This window comes from Dyella sp. OK004, from assembly GCF_900114495.1.
Lineage (GTDB): Bacteria > Pseudomonadota > Gammaproteobacteria > Xanthomonadales > Rhodanobacteraceae > Dyella_D.
Map to the genome: position 1 here is coordinate 248569 of NZ_FOZI01000001.1, position 16947 is coordinate 265515.

Consider the following 16947-nt stretch of genomic DNA (forward strand, 5'->3'; position numbering starts at 1 on the left):
CTTCCAGGCATCACCCCATCCTTAAATTTTATACGCGGGGCCCGCCCTGTCTGTCCGCATACCTTCGGCCCGCCGTCTCGACAGACCACCGGTCTGCCTTCGCCGACGGTCCTGCGGCCTGCGAACAGACAGGGCGGGTGAAGATGGCGATACGTAGTCAGCGTTGCCTTCGCCGACGCCTGGGCTTGCTCGCCCTGCCCTTGCTGTTGCTCACCACACTCGCGCATGCCGGTGTGCAGCTGGTGGTGGATGGCGTCGACGACACGCTCAAAGGGCCGGTAATCGCGGGCCTCGAGCTGTCCCAATACGCCACACGCGAGGTCAGCGAAGCACAGGTGCAGCGTCTGTACGAACGTGCGCCGGATCAGGTCAAAGCCGTGCTGGCGCCCTACGGTTTCTACGACGCGAGCGCGATCGGGCGCATCGAACAGGTCGGCACGGATTGGCGTGTCACGCTGCACATCACGCCCGGCGAGCCGGTGCTGATCACCTCGGTCGATATCGCGCTGGACAAGCAGGCCGCGGACATTCCCGGCATTCGCCGCGCCAAGCGCGCGATCGAGCGGCTCAAGGATCAGCAGCTCAACGACGGCACCTACGATGCCGCGCGCGACGCGCTGAGTTCCGCGCTTACCGCTAACGGTTTTCTCAATGCCCGTCTGGTCACCCGCCGCGTGGAAGTGAATCGCGGGGAGCACAGCGCCGCGATCAAACTGGCGTGGGAAGCCGGCCAGCGCTACCGCTACGGCCAGATCCATTTCGAAGGCTCGCAATTCCGCGAAGGCTTTCTCGATCGCTACGTGCCCTTCAAGTCCGGCGACTATTTTTCGCAGGATCAGTTGCTCCAACTGCAGCAGGCACTCAACGGCGCCGACTATTTTTCGGTGGTCAATGTGCTGCCTGATATCGATGAAGCGAAAGAGGGCGTAATCGACGTGACGGTGCAGCTGGCACCAGCCAAGCGCACCATCTACACCGGCGGCCCCTTTATCGGCACTGACACCGGTGTGGGCTTGCGTGCTGGCATGGAGCGCCGCTGGATCAACCGCCGCGGCCACAAATGGAAGAACGAGATCGTGCTGGCGCAGCGCCTGAAAACGCTGTCCACGCTGTATTCGATTCCGATGCCCGGCGACAACCAGCGCAGCTTCAACTTCGGTGCCAACTACCGCGACGCCAACACCACCACCTCGCAGTCGCGCACACTGGAACTGGTCGCCAATGAAACCCGGCTATGGCATGGCTGGACCCGCACCATCGGCCTGCACGCGCTCTCCGGCACATTTACCGTCGGCAAGCAAAGCGGCGAGAAGGACAATGCCCAGGGCCTGGAACACGGCCGCAGCACGCTGCTCTATCCGGAAGCCTCGCTGTCGCGCAAAAAAGCCGACAACCCGACCTTCGTGCGCAACGGCTGGTCGATCGATATTTATGCGCGCAGCACAGTGGGCACGCTGCTGTCCGACGCCAGCTTCAGCCAGCTCGCCGCCGACGCAAAATGGATCCATGCCTTCACACGTCGCGACCGCCTGATTTTGCGTGGCAGTGCCGGCTATACCTGGACCGACAATTTCGACGCACTGCCACCGCAGCTGCGCTTCTTCGCCGGCGGCGACCGCTCAGTGCGTGGCTACAGTTTCCAGTCGATCGGCCCGAAGAACAGTTTTGGCCGCGTGATCGGCGGCAAAAGCCTGCTGGTCGCAAGCACCGAGGTGGAGCACTACTTCACCAAGAACTGGGGCATGGCTGCCTTCGTCGACGCAGGCAATGCATTCAGCGGCGTGGATTACCGTCCGCGCGTCGGCGCCGGCCTCGGCGTACGCTGGCTATCGCCGGTGGGCATGATCCGGGTGGACGTGGGCACGCCGATCCATGACAAGGACAAGCACGGCGTGGAACTGCATCTGGTGATCGGGCCGGATCTATGACGCAGGGAGCATCGGGAACCGTCATGTTGAAGTGGGTCAAGCGCATCGCAATCGTTCTTGGCGTGTTGCTGCTGCTCGCGGTGGCTGTCTTGTGGTGGCTGCTCGGCAGCGCCAGCGGCCTGCGCTTCGCCCTTGCCCGCGCCGAACAGATCACCCACGGCGCGCTCAGCGTTCAACAGGCACAGGGACGCTTGATCGGCCCACTGCAACTCACTGGCGTGCGTTACGCGAATGGCGAGGGCCTCGACGCGAAAGTCGCCAGCGCGCGGCTCGATTTCCGCGTGTGGCCGCTCCTGCGCAAACGCCTGCATGTGCTCGACCTGCAGATAGATGGCGTCGACGTTGCCTTGCCCAAGTCGAAGGAAGAGCCCGCCACCCAGAGCAGCTTCTCGCTCAAGCCACCGCTGGATTTCATGATCAACCAGGCGCACGTCGGCACCGTGCGCATCGCCCAAGCTGGCCAGCCCTTGTTCGCTTCCGACAGCCTCGATCTCGCCGGCCAGTGGACCAGCAAGGGCATCGAGCTGCGCAAGCTGATGCTGCGCGCGCCCGACGGCCACGCCGACCTTACCGGCACGCTCGCCATCGAAGCGGGCGAACAAGGCGACGGCGCCGCCGGTTTCAGCTGGAAGGTCGCCGGTGTGGAATACGCCGGCAGCCTCGAAGCGCACGGTGACGGAAAGCACGTAAAGACCGAGCTCAAGCTCACCCAACCGATGGCCACGCAGCTCACGCTCACCGTGGCGCAAGGCGGCGACTATGCGTGGACTGCGAAACTCGATGCGCTGCGCTTCGATCCCAAGCCTTTGCTAGGTGACAGCTCGCTGCATGCGCTCGGCCTCGATCTGCAAGGCAGTGGCGATCGCCGCGGCGGCACGCTCAACGGACAAGTCGACCTCAACGACTATCAGCTCCAGCTCAAACCGTTGCGCGCGCATTTCAGCGACGACTTCAAAACCCTGAATCTCGAACAGCTCACGCTCGGCTCGCCGCAGATCAAGGGCACCGTCGAAGCGAGCGGTATCGTGCAGCTCGGCGCGCAACCGGTCAGCGGCGATTTGCAGATCCAGTGGAAGGATCTCGCCCTGCCCGCCTCGCTGGTCGGCCAGGACCTCGCCAGCCGCGGCAGCCTGAAAGCGCGCGGAAGCGCTGAGGCCTTCCATGCCGAAGGCGATGTCGATGTCGGGCCGCCCGGCAAACTCGCCAAGCTCGCGTTGAACCTCGATGGCACGCAGAAGCTGATTACCCTGCACACGCTGGAACTCAAGCAAGCGCAGGGCAACGTGCAGGCCAAGGGCACACTGACCCTGCAACCCGCGCTGGCCTGGCAGCTCAACGCCACCGCCAACAAGCTCGACCCCGGCCAGCTCCTCGCTGGCTGGAACGGCGCGCTGGATTTCGACATCACCACCGCCGGCACCCTGCCCAAGGACCAGCCGGACGCCACCATCGAGATCCGCAAGCTCGCCGGCCGCCTACGCGATCGCCAGGTACGCGGCGAAGGCAAGCTGCATCTCACCCCGCAGCAGGTGATCGACGGCAAGCTCGATCTTGCGTCCGGCGGCAGCACCGTGAAGATCGCGGCGAAGCCGGGCAGCACCAACGACATCGACCTCACCCTCGCCATCGCCTCGCTCGGCGACTGGTTGCCGGATGCGCAAGGCCGCCTCAATGGCGAGTTCCGCCTGCGCGGCAAGCAGCCCAAGCTTTCGCTCAACGGCAACCTGCAGGGCCAGGGCGTCGTCTACGCCGACCAGAAGATCGATAGCCTGCACCTCATCGCGGACGTGCCCGATCTCAGCAACCCCGGCGGCAAGCTCGATCTCGAAACCGGCCACGCCAACCTGGGCGGCCTCACCTTCCAGCGCATCGATCTGCGCGGCGATGGCACCGCGGCGCGCCACAGCCTGAGCCTGCAGGCCAAGGGCACCGAGCTGTCTACTCAACTCGCGCTCAACGGCGCTTTGAAGGGTTCCGCCTGGAACGGCACGCTCTCCACGCTCGATCTGGAACCGCAAGGCCTGCCGCGCTGGCGGCTGCAGCAACCGGCGCAGCTCGGCTACAACGACGGCGCGATGAATCTTTCCGAGCTGTGCCTGAGCGCTGGCGAGCCGCAACTATGCCTGGCCGCCAAGCAGGACAAGGCCGGCAATCTCGACGCCAACTATCGCCTGCGCGACCTGCCGCTGGCGCTGCTGATGACGCTCGCCAGTTCCTCCGGCCTGCCGATGCGCGCCGATGGCACGCTCGGCGGCAGCGGCCAGATCCGCCGCAACGCCGCCGGTGCACTCAGCGGCACCGCGTCGATCACCTCCCCCCGCGGCACCGTGACCTATGTCGAGCACCCCGACCGCCCCCTGCTCGCCTACAACGATCTGGCCCTGCAAGCCGAACTGAGCCCCAGCAGCCAGCGCGCGACCCTGCGCGCCAACCTCAACGACAACGGCCGTCTGGACGGCCAGATCGGTATCACTGGCGCACAGCAGGCGCTGGACGGCCAGCTGGAACTGCGCCTCAACAACCTCGCCTTCATCGAGTTGTTCACCAACGAAATCGCCAACGTGAAAGGCGGCATCGATGGCCAATTCCGTTTCGGCGGCACGCTCAAGCAACCGTCGGTCGCCGGCCAGGCCAACGTCAACGGCTTCGCAGCGGAAGTGCCCGTCGCCGGCCTCAAGCTGAGCCAGGGCAAGCTGGTGGTCAGCACCACCAACGCACAACAGTTCCTGATCAGTGGCAGTGTGCAGTCCGGCAAGGGCACGCTGCAGATCGGCGGCTACGCCGGCATCGGCCAAGACGCGCGCAGCGAGCTCACCTTCAAAGGCAGCCAGTTCACCGCCGCGGATATTCCCGCCGCCAAGGTCATCATCTCCCCCGACCTGCAACTCACCCAGGACGACAAAGGCATCAACGTCGGCGGTAGCGTGACGCTGGACAGAGCCGATGTGGATGTCTCCAAACTCCCCGGCGGCGGCGCCACCAAAGCGTCGTCAGATGTCGTCATCGTCGATCAGGCACAGGCGCAGGAACAGGCCAAGAGCCTGCCCATCACCGCACAAGTGAAAGTGGATCTCGGCCGCAAGACACATCTGGTCGGCCTTGGCCTCGACGGCCGCCTGAGCGGCATCCTCACCGTCACCGAACGCCCCGGCCGCACCACCACCGGCCAGGGCCAGATCACCGTCGACGGCATCTACAAGGCTTACGGCCAGAGCCTGCAGATCGAGCAAGGCCGCCTACTGTTCGCCAGCACGCCCATCGACAACCCCGGCCTCGACATCCGCGCCGCGCGCAAACTCAACCCCAACGCCACCATCGACGAAGGCCAGAAAGTCGGCCTCTACGTCTCCGGCACCGCGCAGCGCCCCGTGCTCACCGTCTACTCCAACCCGGTAATGGAGCAATCCGACGCACTCTCCTACCTGATCACCGGCAAACCGCTGTCGCAAGCGAAAGGCGGCGAAGGCAGCGCCGTCAGTGCCGCCGCACAGGCATTGGGCTCCGCCGCCGGCGACTTCCTCGCCAAGAGCATCGGCTCCAAGATCGGCCTCGACGACGTCGGCGTCTCCAGCAACGAAGCCCTCGGCGGCACCTCCGCCTTCACCGTCGGCAAATTCCTCTCACCGCGCCTCTACCTCAGCTACGGCGTCGGCCTGTTCGAGCCCGGCCAAGTCATCACCCTGCGCTACCGCCTCAGCAACCGCTGGCACTTCGAAGCCCAAAACGCCACCGACTTCAGCCGCGCGAGTCTCAACTACCGCATCGAGAAATAAGCGGTATTGCTCTCGGCGCCGCGTGCAACGAGATACAGCGCGCTTCGAACTCACTCAGCGCGGAGCGCTGAAGTAGCAACGCTATCCCGAGCACCCACCCTCACCCCAACCCTCTCCCCGGAGGGGAGAGGGGGCTGGTTGCGTGTCGCTGAGAGATAGACGAACGGGCCGGAAGAAAATTATCCCGACGCCCGACACTGGAAGATGCATAGCTACAGAGCCCACCGCCTGCTCTTCAGGCCATTTCTCTTTGGTTACTTTCTCTTTGGGCCAGCAAAGAGAAAGTGACCCGGACCGCGGCAGCGGTTCGGAAGCCCGCGGCAAGCGAGCCAGGGCACGCAGACGCGGCAACCGAGCGACAACGCCACTGGATCCCTGCCTACGCAGGGATGACGAGTAGGTAGGGGTATCGCAAGAACCTAACCCGCTCCCGGAGGGAGAGGGAGCAAAACACCCACCTCACCGATGTCATGTCATCAAGAAGTGGACGCCGCCGCTTCTACATCCGCTTCCGGACTACGCGTCCGCAACAACACCGCCCCAAGCACCGCCCCCAGCGCCGCAAAGCAAGCCCCCACCAAAAACGCCGCCCGATAACCAGCAAGCAATGCAGCGTTCAACTCATGCCCAGCCAACACCATCCCCTCCGTACGCAACGCCGCCAGACTCGCAAGAATCGCCAGCCCCAGCGCGCCACCCATCATGAAAGCCGTATTGACCAACCCCGAAGCAAGCCCCGACTCCGACGGCCCCACATCGCTCATCGCCGCCAGCAACACCGGGTTGAGCGCCGCGCCCGCACCGAGTCCAAGCAAGATCATGCCGGGCATGATGTCGATCACGAAATGGCCATCCAGCGGCGCGCGCGCAAACAACAACAGGCCCAGTGCCGCTAGCAGCAACCCCACCGCCATCGGACGGCGGATGCCGAAACGCATCACCATCTTGGCCGAGATACCCAGCGAGAACACCGCCATGATCAGGTTGGCCGGCAAAAAGGCCAGCCCCACTTCCAGCGGCCCATAGCCCAGCACCAATTGCATATACAGCGCGGAAAGAAAGAACCACGCGAACATCGCCGCCGCCCACAACACACCGACAACGTTCGACACCGCCACATTGCGCAGCCGGAACATGCGCAGCGGCATCAGCGGCTTGTGCACACGTGACTCGATCAACAGGAACGACCCCAGCAACACCACAGCCACGACGAGTTCGCCCAACGTGCGTGTCGAGGTCCAGCCGTACTCATTGCCGTTGACGATCGCATACACCGCCAGCATCAGCGCCGCCGTCACCGTGATCGCGCCAGCCACATCCAGATGCCTCGTCGCCGTGGATTCCGACGACGCCGGCAACAGGCGCGGCGCGAAGATGATCACCGCAATACCAATCGGCAGATTGACCAGAAACACCCAATGCCAGGTCAGGCTGCTGGTGAGCACGCCACCCAGCATCGCGCCGAGACTGCCGCCGCCGGCACAGACAAAGCCGTAGATACCCATCGCCTTGGCGCGATCCGCCGCCTCGGTGAACAAATCCATGATCAGCGACAGCGCCACCGCCGTGGTCACCGCACCGCCCAGCCCCTGCACCGCACGCGCGGCAATCAGAAAACCCTGTGTCTGCGACAAACCGCACGCCAGCGACGCTAGCGTAAACAGCGCAATGCCGAGCAAAAAGAAACGGCGATGCCCATACAGATCGCCCAGCCGCCCACCCAGCAACAGGAAGCCGCCATAGGTCAGCATGTAAGCGTTCACCACCCACGCCAGCGCCGTGTCGGAGAACTTCAGATCGGTTTTGATCGAAGGCAGCGCGACGTTCACGATGGTCGTGTCCAGCACGATCATCAGTACGCCCATGCATAACACCAGCAACGCTACCCAGCGGCGGTCGCGGTGGGGTTCGCTGGCGGTCGCGGGAATTTGAATGGAATCGCTCGTCATGGATCGCTCTCTAGTGATGTAAGTCCCTCTTTTGTAGGAGCCCACCCTGTGGGCGAACGCCCTGCAAAGCAGGGCTGATTTCGTCCAAAACGTTACGGAGCGCAGCCCTTTCGGGCCGTCTTGCCCACAGGGTGGGCTCCTACATCGGTGCGTCGAATCGGCCGGACCGGAATCGACATTACTCGTGAAGATAGCCCTGTTGACCATGCCAGCCATGCTGCGTTGCGGGTTGACACTGCAAATTTAGAACGATTTAAATCGGACCCTTACGCACCCGCCGCCGGCCGGCGGGCGCGCTCATTCAAGGGGAGTGGCGAATGCATTACCGGCTTCGATCCATCGCGGCGCAAGGCAAGCGCCATCTGCTCTGGGCCTTGCTGCTTGCCCTGCCAGGCGCCCATGCCGCACAGGACAGCGCGTTCTTCCGCTCCTTCGAACCCGGCGAACCGGCGCCGCTGGCTTCAAGCCACGGCTCGCTGACCCTGCAAGTGGCCGGCGGCCCGGGCGAAGCCGCCGCGCTCACCGCCAAACCCGGCGTTGGCTTCACTGGCCTGCATGCGCTGCACTACCGCGGCAACGCCGGCAAGCCGCAGGAGGCCGGGGTGTTCGACGTAACCATCCCGGTGACCGAACACACCCAGCTCTCCTACGTGCTGTTCCCCAGCTCCAACGCCAGCGATCTACGCAATCCATCCACCTACGCCGCTATCGATCTGCTCTTCGACGATGGCAGCCGCCTCTCCACACGCCAGGCAGCCGACCAGCATCACATCGCCGCCAGCGCACGCGCCCTGGGCGAAAGCCGCACGCTGTATCCCGATCAATGGAACTACCTCGCCATCGATCTCGGCCGTGTCGCGGCAGGCCGCACCATCAAGCGCATCCTGCTGGTACAGGATGGCCCGGCGGCCTCGGTGGAAGGCTATCTGGACGATCTGCGTATCGGTGACGTCGCGACCGAGCCGGAACACGCACGCCCCAGCGACTACGTCGACACCCGCCGCGGCACCAACTCCAACGCCAGGTTCTCGCGTGGCAACAACATCCCCGCCACTGCCCTGCCACACGGCTTCAACTTCTGGACACCAGTGACGGATGCGGGCTCCGACTGGATGTACCAGTACCAGCAACGCAACGGTGCCGATAACCGGCCGCGCATCGAAGCCTTCACGCTCTCGCACGAACCCAGTCCATGGATGGGCGACCGCCAGACCTTCCAGCTGATGCCAGCCAGCATCGCCAGCGGCGCGCCTAGCGCCAACCGGGCAAAGCGCGCGCTGAGCTTCACCCACGCCAACGAAACCGCCCGCGCGGACTACTACAAGCTGCGCTTCGACAACGGCATCGTCAGTGAGATAGCGCCGACCGATCACGCCGCGATGTTCCGCTTCACCTTTCCCAATGCGCGCTCGCAGCTGGTGTTCGACAACCGCAACGACCAGGGCGGCATCACGCTCGATCCTGCGGGACGCAGTTTCAGCGGCTACTCCGACGTCAAGAGCCGCCTTTCCACCGGCGCCACGCGCCTGTTCTTCTACGCCATGCTGGATCAACCGGTCAGCGAGAGCGGACGCCTGAGCGGCGAAGGCCGCGACCATGTCGCCGCCTGGCTTGGTTTCGACACCTCGAAGAACAAGACCGTCACGCTGCGCATTGCCACCTCGCTGATCAGCGTGGAGCAGGCGCAACGCAACCTGGCAATGGAAATCGCCCCCAGCGACAGCTTCGATGACGTGCACGAACGTGCGCAAAAACGCTGGGACGAACAGCTCGGTATCGTCAGCGTGCAGGGTGCCAACCGCAGCGAACTGACCACGCTTTATTCCAACCTCTATCGCCTGTTCCTGTACCCGAACTCGGCATACGAGAACACCGGCACTAAAGAACAGCCCACCTACCGCTACGCCAGTCCCTTCTCCGCTCCTACCGGCACCGACACGGCCACCCATACCGGCGCGCGCGTCGTAGATGGCAAGGTCTACGTCAACAACGGCTTCTGGGATACCTACCGCACCGCGTGGCCGGCCTACAGCCTGCTGGTGCCGAAGCAGGCCGGTGAGATGATCGACGGCTTTGTGCAGGAATACCGCGACGGCGGCTGGATCGCGCGCTGGTCATCGCCGGGCTACGCCGATCTGATGGTCGGCACCAGCGCCGATGTCGCTTTCGCCGATGCCTGGCTCAAAGGCGTGCATAACTTCGACGTGAAGAGCTTCTATCAGGCCGCATTGAAGGATGCCTCGGTGGCAAGCCCGATCGCTGGCGCGGGACGCAAAGGCCTGCAGCGCTCCGTGTTCAATGGCTATGTGGATACTGCCGTGACTGAAGGCCTGTCCTGGTCGATGGACGGCTATATCAACGACTTCGCCATCGGCAACCTCGCCGCCGCATTGGCCAAACAAGGCGACGCCAGCGATCCGTATCGTGCGCACTACGCCGATGACGCGGCCTACTACCACGGCCGCGCGCAGGGCTACACCAACCTGTTCGACCGCGACGTCGGTTTCTTCGTCGGCCGCGACGCGCAAGGACACTGGCGCTATACCAAGGAAAACTTCGATCCGCTGCGCTGGGGCGACGACTACACCGAGACCAACGCGTGGAATATGGCCTTCCACGCACCGCACGACGGCGCCGGCCTCGCCGCGCTGTACGGCGGCCGCGACGCATTGGCCGCCAAGCTCGACCAGTTCTTCGCCACACCCGGCGAATTCCATGTCGGCGGCTACGGTGAACCCATCCACGAAATGCTCGAAGCCCGCGACGTGCGCATGGGCCAATACGGCCACAGCAACCAGCCTTCGCACCACATCATCTACATGTACGCCTACGCCGGCCAGCCCTGGAAAACCCAGGACAAAGTACGCGACGCGCTCTCGCGCCTGTACATCGGTAGCGAGATCGGCCAGGGCTACCCAGGTGATGAGGACAACGGCGAGATGTCCGCCTGGTACCTGTTCAGCGCGGCCGGCTTCTACCCGCTGCGCATGGGCACGCCGGAATACGTCATCGGCGCACCCTACTACCCGCACATGGATATCCGCCTCGACAGCGGCAAACACATCGTGGTCAACGCGCCGAATGTCAGCGACCGCAACCGCTACGTGCAGAGCCTTCGCGTCAACGGCAAACCGTGGAACCGGCTGACCCTGCCGCACGCGCTGCTGGCGCAAGGTGCCACGCTGGACTTCGACATGGGGCCGCAACCCTCCACCTGGGCCAGCGATGCCGCCGCCCTGCCCGACTCACTCACCAGACACGGCCCCCCCCAGCCACCGCGCGACCTCACCGATGGCGGACAAGGCGAACTGCGCAGCGAACCCGCCATCGACCATCTCGCCGCATTGTTCGACAACGACGCCAGTACAGAAGCTAGTCTTCCCGACGCCGGCGCCACCGTGACCTGGCATGCACCGGGCGCACAGCATGTCGCCATGTACACCCTCACCTCCGCCGCCAGCCAGCCCGCGCCAGAAAACTGGTCACTCGAAGCCTCAAGCGACGGCAAGCGCTGGGTAACGCTCGATACGCGCCACGGCGAGCGCTTCCCGTGGCCACGCCAGACGCGCGTGTTCGGCGTGGCGAAGCCAGGCGATTACAGCTACTACCGCCTGCGCTTCGGCAAGGCAGCGAAGCCCGGTGCGGCGCTGGCGGAGATTGAGCTTATCGGCGGGCGTTGAGTCGCCAGATGCAATCACCGGACCGGCACGGCTTGTGCCGGTCCGCTTACGCGTAACGCTCAAGGGAACCTCGAATAACCTCTCAACGCCCGTCATTCCGGCGAAAGCCGGGATGACGAACTTGAAAGTCGATTATTCGAGGCTCCCACAAAGATCAACGCCTGGGCACCAGCTCGCCCGTCACCTTGCCGGCGCTATCGAGCATCTGCAGCGAAGGCGTACCGTCCGGAGCGACTTTCATCACGATGCGCTGATGGCCCTGCGTGTCGTTGAGCGCTAGCAGCACGCCATTATCGGAACCGCGCCCGAGCACCATGCGCGGGGTAGGACCGCCATGCTGATCGAAGAAAGCCTTCAGCCTGACCCGCTGCTGATCTTTAGGAAGATCCTTGATCGCCGCCATCAACTGGATTTCTTCAAGAATCGAGTAGTCCGGATAGTCGTTGAACTGCAGCTTGGTGTAACGAGTACCGCCTTCCTGGTGCGAGTCCAGCGCCATCGTCTGGTCCTGCTCGTACGCATCGAAGGAAAGATGACCGTGAGACTCCTTCGTGCCATCTTTATTTTTCTCGCCACCAAAGATCAGGCCACCGTTCTCAGTGCCCTCGTCGTTGTAGAAAATCATGCCGGCGGCTTTTCGATCGGGATGCGGATACTCCTTGCCCTTGATGATGATCCCCGCCGTCTTGTCGGAGTTGGAAATCACCAGCCGCAACGTGCCATCCGGCTCACGCACATTGATGCGCTGCACGTCCAGCTGCTCCAGCGTCATCGCCCGTGGCGCCTGCACGAAACCGCTCAGCACCGTCACCGCAAAGACCGCGGTCAACACGCCCGCATAAATCATCAAGAAACGCTGGCCTACAGGTTTCATCGGCATCCCTCTGGAACTATTGGTCGTGGGTGAAGACATGTGGCAATGACATTGACTGAAAGAATGGGCGTTCAATTGGCGCTATGAGGAATATCCGCCCAGATAGAAAGCAAGCGCTGCAAGCTCGCTTGGCGAGCTGTGCTTGGCAGTGCAACAGTCAAGAGAGACCGCACTGAAGGGCCAACCATTGCGTTATGGAGTTGGCCACAGCGCATGAACAAGATTCCAGGCACCCGCCACCATCACGATGAACAGGAGATACGAACTCGAGAGCAACCTGGCGAGCTCGATGTCACAGCCCTCTCTTCGATACCAAGCGACAAGGGCATAGTCGAGGCCGATGAGGCCGAAGAATATGATTGCCGCAGCTGCATATTTTCCGTAGCCCGGCATCGCCCACAGCGCCGCAAGCGCCTGACCGCTCACCAAAGCAATGACGGCCGCGACGACTCGCTCCGATCTGGAAAGAGACGCCTTCCCCACAACCATCGATCTCGATTCATCGTGCATAGAAAGCTTCCTTTCAATAGGTTGGTAGGAGACTAATTCGAAACGCACGGACCCGCTTTATAGACTTGAAGCGATCAGCGAAGCAGCCAATGATGGAACGCTCAATCAAATAATCTGCTCGACCAGCATCTCTTCACCGGCCTTATCGAAAAACGTCATAGTCATCCTGCCGGTGTCGACGGCCCACTTCTCTATCCCACTTTGCGCCAGGCCCCTGGACATCTCCAAGTAAGTCGTCTCGCGCAACTCGTGCCGGCGCAGGTGTTGAAGAAACGCCTCGCGCTGACTGACTTCAGCGATAGAAAGCACCTCGTGTGCCGCTGGGGAGACGACCCTGTGGCCACCTTGCCCGAAGTATTCCGAATGGCCGTCCGTCAGGTAGGAGTCGTACCGTTCGACGCCGAGCGCCTTGAGCGCCCGCACATACTCCGGGAGTGTCTTCGCGCTACCAAGCCGAGCGTGGAGTTCGTCGATTTGCCCGATCGTAAACATGATCGCGTTTCCCTTTCACACAAAGGTTCGCCCACGAAACAAATTCACCAACCTCACCCTCCAGCTCCTCGCAACCGCTCCAACTCCTCCCTCAACCAATCCCCCGTCAGCTGCTCCCTCCCATCGCAGCTGACCTTGTACGGCGTCCCGCTCAAGCTGCTCTCGCTGCCCGCGCGCTCGATGAATTCCTCGGCGGAATTCACCTGATCCTTGCGCGCCAGGTAGTCGAACTTCTTCTGCAGGTGCGCTTGTGCGTCGGTCGCGCTGTAATCGCTGCCGTTGCGGATGAAGGTGCAGTGGCTGTTGCCTACGAAGGCGAGCAAGGCCTTCACTTCTTGCTGCCCTTTTGCATCGAGCGCCGCGTGTGCGGCTGATACCGGCACGGCCGTTAGCAGCGCAAGCATGACGTATCGACTCAAGTCCATTGGATTCACCTGCCGCGTCGCATGAATTCACGAAGACGCATGCTAGCCCATTGGTCATACCCCCAAACCTCAAGGGCCGGGGCTATCGTTGGCGTCCCCTTTCATGACTGGGAACGTCGCCATGCAGCACATCCGATGGATCTTCACCGCCGCCGTTCTCGGCGGCGCCTCGACCCTGGCCGCAGCGCCCGTCGCACCGCAACAAAAGCCGGCCGCAGCCCATGCCGGGCCGGAAGCCCGTAGTGCCTCGGGCATTGATCTGGCCGGCGTCGATCACGCGGTCAAGCCAGGCGATGATTTCAACGGTTATGCCAACGGCGCCTGGGCCAAGACCGCCGAAATTCCAGCCGACCGTTCCAGCACCGGCATCTTCCTGAAGGTGTTCGAGCTCGCCGAGAAGCGCAACGCCGAGCTGATCCGCGATGCAGGCAAGAGCCATCCGGCCGCCGGCACCGACGCGCGGAAGATTGCCGACTACTACGCCGCTTTCATGGATGAAGCCGCCATCGAGAAACAAGGCTTGAACCCGCTCAAGTCCGCCCTGGCGAAAATCGATGCCATCAAGACCACGGGCGACCTGTCCACTGTGCTGGGCAATGGCCTGCGCGCCGACGTGGATCCGGTCAACGCCACCAACTGGTGGACCCAGAACCTGTTCGGGTTGTTCGTTGCGCAGGGCCTCGAAGATCCATCCCACAACATGCCGTACCTGTTACAGGGCGGCCTGGGCCTGCCCAACCGCGACTATTACCTGTCGGACGACAAGAGCATGGCTGCCGTCCGCGACAAATATCAGACCTACATTGCGACGCTGCTCAAGCAGGCCGGCACACCGGACGCGGAGAACAAGGCCAAGGCCATCTTTGCGCTGGAAACCAAGATCGCTAAGGCACAGTCGAGCATTGTCGACAGCGAAGACGTTCATAAGGCAAACAACCCCTGGAACCTTGGCGATTTCAGCAAGAAGGCGCCAGGTATCGACTGGAACGCCTACTTCGGCGCCGCCGGATTGGCCAAGCAGAAGCGGGTCATCGTGTGGCAGCCGGACGCCATCCGCCAGCTATCCGCCCTGGTAGCCAGCGAGCCATTGCCGGCATGGCAGGATTATCTGCGCTTCCATGAACTCAACCGCAGCGCCAACCTGCTGCCCAAGGCCTACGCCGAAATGGCGTTCGACTTCTACGGCCGCACGCTCAACGGCACGCCCAAGCAGCGCGACCGCTGGAAGCGCGCGATCGGCGCCACCAACGGTGCCCTCGGCGATGCGGTGGGCCAGATCTACGTGACGCGCTATTTCCCGGCGTCGTCCAAGCAGCAAGTGCAGCAGATGGTCAGCAACATCATGGCCGCCTTCAACGACCATGTGGACACCATTGACTGGATGACACCGGCCACCCGGCAGAAGGCCAAAGCCAAGATCGCCACATTGAAAGTCGGCGTGGGCTATCCGGAGACCTGGCGCAACTACGCCTCGCTGGACATCCGACCGGACGATGCGCTGGGTAACCGCCTGCGTGCCGATGCCTTTGAGTACCAGCACCAACTAGCCAAACTCGATCAGCCGGTGGACCGGGGCGAATGGTGGATGACCCCGCAAACGGTCAACGCGGTCAACCTGCCCTTGCAGAACGCCCTTAATTTCCCGGCAGCGATCCTGGAAGCGCCCTTCTTCGATCCCAAGGCCGATGCCGCCGCCAACTACGGTTCGATCGGCTCGGTGATCGGTCACGAAATCAGCCACAGTTTCGACAACACCGGCGCCGAATTCGACGCACAGGGCCGCCTCGCCAACTGGTGGACGCCGGAGGACCAGGCGCATTTCAAGGCCGCGGGCCAACGACTGGTCGAACAGTACAACGCTTATGAGGTACTGCCTGGACTGCACATCAACGGCCAGCAGACCCTGGGTGAAAACATCGCCGATGTCTCCGGCCTGGCGATTGCCTATGCGGCGTACCAGAAGTCGCTCGGTGGCAAGCCGGCGCCGGTCATTGACGGCCTGACCGGCGACCAGCGTTTCTTCCTCGCTTTTGCGCAATCGTGGCGCGAAAAGACCCGCGAGAAGGCGCTACGGCAACAGGTCGTGACCGACGGCCACTCGCCAGGCACCTTCCGCGCACAGACCGTGCGCAACATCGACGCCTGGTACGGAGCGTTCAAGCCGGTGGCCGGCGAGAAGCTCTATCTGGACCCGAAGGATCGCGTGAAGATCTGGTAAGGCGACGTCTCTGGTTCAACCGGGCCGCACTCTCCGGAGTGCGGCCTTTTTTTATGTCCGCCAGAGACACGCAAACTCTTCACGCAAGCCGCGCGACACTGATCGCGCAGCGCGGAGACGGAAGCCGTGCAACCTTGCGCTGCAAGGAGCCCATCATGTTCAAGCACATTCTCATTCCCACGGACGGCTCCGATCCCGCCATGCGCGCCGCCACCACCGGAATCCAGCTGGCCGCCCAACTCGGCGCCCGTATACGCGCACTCCACGTACTCACGCCACTGCCGGCGGTAAGTTTTTTTGCCGACGTGCTGCAGGGCGATGTCTATCGCAAGCATGCGCGCGAACGCGCCGAAGCAAGCCTCGCCAAAGTAAGCGAAATGGCGCAGGCAGCGAACGTGCCTTGCGAGGTGGAATATCTGTTCGACAACCGCCCCTACGCCGTGATTGCCGGCGTGGCAACCAAGTACGGTTGCGACCTGATCGTGATGGACGCGCACGAGCACAACAACCTTGAGCGTCTGTTGCTCAGCAATACGACGCATAAGGTGATTTTGAGTTGCGATGTGCCGGTGCTGATTTGTCATTGATGCTTCACTCCTCCCCCTGTTCACAGGGGGAGGCTGGGAGGGGGTAGGCCCTTGCGACAACATCTCCTGCAGCGCTTCCTCAAGTACTCACCCCTCCCCAACCCTCCCCTGTCCCGCGGGACTAGCTTCGCGTCGCAAGCAGGGGAGGGAGCAAAAGCGCGGCATGGTGAGGGTCGGACGATCACGCCCAAAAGAAAACCGTCCCGACGCCTGACACTGGAAAAGTGTGTAGCTACGGAGCACACCGCCTGCTCTCAGGCCATTTCTCTTTGGTTACTTTCTCTTTGGGCCAGCAAAGAGAAAGTGACTCGGACCGCGGCAGCGGTTCGAAAGCCCGCGGCAGGCGAGCCCGGTCGCGACAACACGGCAATCGAAGCGCACCACTCTGGATTCCGGCCTACGCCGGAATGACGAAGTAGGAGGGAATGGCTCAAGACTCGAACCCTTCAACACAGCTGCCCCCCTGTGACCAGAGGAGGGAGTCAAGAGCTGGCGCAGATGGGATTCGACG

At 63.0% G+C, this 16947-nt stretch carries 10 protein-coding genes; 5 read left to right on the forward strand and 5 right to left on the reverse strand.

Annotated elements, in window-relative coordinates:
- Positions 1-143: 143 nt before the first annotated feature.
- A complete protein-coding gene (locus BM338_RS01230) occupies positions 144-1928 on the forward strand; it encodes an autotransporter assembly complex protein TamA (protein ID WP_090448968.1) in 1785 nt (594 codons plus the stop codon).
- A 26-nt stretch (positions 1929-1954) separates the two neighbouring features.
- Positions 1955-5701 carry a translocation/assembly module TamB domain-containing protein gene (locus BM338_RS01235; protein WP_090450042.1) on the forward strand — a complete coding sequence of 1249 codons (3747 nt, stop codon included), beginning with the start codon at positions 1955-1957 and terminating at the stop codon, positions 5699-5701.
- A 476-nt stretch (positions 5702-6177) separates the two neighbouring features.
- On the opposite strand, the gene BM338_RS01240 is transcribed toward BM338_RS01235, so the two are convergent.
- Positions 6178-7650, reverse strand: a complete 1473-nt coding sequence (locus tag BM338_RS01240; protein ID WP_090448969.1) for an MFS transporter — start codon at positions 7648-7650, stop codon at positions 6178-6180.
- Positions 7651-7967: 317 nt separating this feature from the next.
- On the opposite strand from BM338_RS01240, the gene BM338_RS01245 reads away from it, so the two are divergent.
- Positions 7968-11330, forward strand: a complete 3363-nt coding sequence (locus BM338_RS01245) for a GH92 family glycosyl hydrolase (RefSeq protein WP_090448970.1) — start codon at positions 7968-7970, stop codon at positions 11328-11330.
- A gap of 154 nt (positions 11331-11484) precedes the next feature.
- On the opposite strand, the gene BM338_RS01250 is transcribed toward BM338_RS01245, so the two are convergent.
- The 4 genes from BM338_RS01250 to BM338_RS01265 form a co-directional block, all read right to left on the reverse strand.
- Positions 11485-12204 carry a hypothetical protein gene (locus tag BM338_RS01250; RefSeq protein WP_090448971.1) on the reverse strand — a complete coding sequence of 240 codons (720 nt, stop codon included), beginning with the start codon at positions 12202-12204 and terminating at the stop codon, positions 11485-11487.
- A gap of 192 nt (positions 12205-12396) precedes the next feature.
- The gene (locus tag BM338_RS01255) at positions 12397-12714 is read right to left on the reverse strand and encodes a hypothetical protein (RefSeq protein ID WP_090448972.1); all 318 of its coding nucleotides are present in this window, start codon (positions 12712-12714) and stop codon (positions 12397-12399) included.
- Between the two features lie 105 nt (positions 12715-12819).
- Positions 12820-13206 (reverse strand): DUF1398 domain-containing protein, encoded by a 387-nt coding sequence (locus BM338_RS01260; protein WP_090448973.1) that lies wholly within the window; start codon positions 13204-13206, stop codon positions 12820-12822.
- 53 nt (positions 13207-13259) lie between these two features.
- Positions 13260-13610, reverse strand: a complete 351-nt coding sequence (locus BM338_RS01265) for a YfeK family protein (RefSeq protein WP_177229190.1) — start codon at positions 13608-13610, stop codon at positions 13260-13262.
- Between the two features lie 142 nt (positions 13611-13752).
- Between BM338_RS01265 and BM338_RS01270 the strand changes: the two genes are divergently transcribed.
- Together BM338_RS01270 and BM338_RS01275 are read left to right on the forward strand one after the other, a co-directional pair.
- Positions 13753-15849: a M13 family metallopeptidase gene (locus BM338_RS01270; RefSeq protein ID WP_090448974.1), complete on the forward strand. Its 2097-nt coding sequence runs from the start codon at positions 13753-13755 to the stop codon at positions 15847-15849.
- 155 nt (positions 15850-16004) lie between these two features.
- The gene (locus tag BM338_RS01275; protein WP_090448975.1) at positions 16005-16436 is read left to right on the forward strand and encodes a universal stress protein; all 432 of its coding nucleotides are present in this window, start codon (positions 16005-16007) and stop codon (positions 16434-16436) included.
- The last annotated feature ends 511 nt before the right edge of the window (positions 16437-16947 follow it).

What these genes read in the sequence shown, in the direction of transcription:
- BM338_RS01245 (WP_090448970.1), top strand. Translation starts at nt 7,968, where the DNA reads ATGCATTACCGGCTTCGATCCATCGCGGCGCAAGGCAAGCGCCATCTG.
- BM338_RS01255 (WP_090448972.1), bottom strand. Translation starts at nt 12,714, where the DNA reads ATGCACGATGAATCGAGATCGATGGTTGTGGGGAAGGCGTCTCTTTCC.
- BM338_RS01270 (WP_090448974.1), top strand. Translation starts at nt 13,753, where the DNA reads ATGCAGCACATCCGATGGATCTTCACCGCCGCCGTTCTCGGCGGCGCC.
- BM338_RS01275 (WP_090448975.1), top strand. Translation starts at nt 16,005, where the DNA reads ATGTTCAAGCACATTCTCATTCCCACGGACGGCTCCGATCCCGCCATG.
- BM338_RS01265 (WP_177229190.1), bottom strand. Translation starts at nt 13,610, where the DNA reads ATGCTTGCGCTGCTAACGGCCGTGCCGGTATCAGCCGCACACGCGGCG.
- BM338_RS01250 (WP_090448971.1), bottom strand. Translation starts at nt 12,204, where the DNA reads ATGAAACCTGTAGGCCAGCGTTTCTTGATGATTTATGCGGGCGTGTTG.
- BM338_RS01260 (WP_090448973.1), bottom strand. Translation starts at nt 13,206, where the DNA reads ATGTTTACGATCGGGCAAATCGACGAACTCCACGCTCGGCTTGGTAGC.
- BM338_RS01240 (WP_090448969.1), bottom strand. Translation starts at nt 7,650, where the DNA reads ATGACGAGCGATTCCATTCAAATTCCCGCGACCGCCAGCGAACCCCAC.
- BM338_RS01230 (WP_090448968.1), top strand. Translation starts at nt 144, where the DNA reads ATGGCGATACGTAGTCAGCGTTGCCTTCGCCGACGCCTGGGCTTGCTC.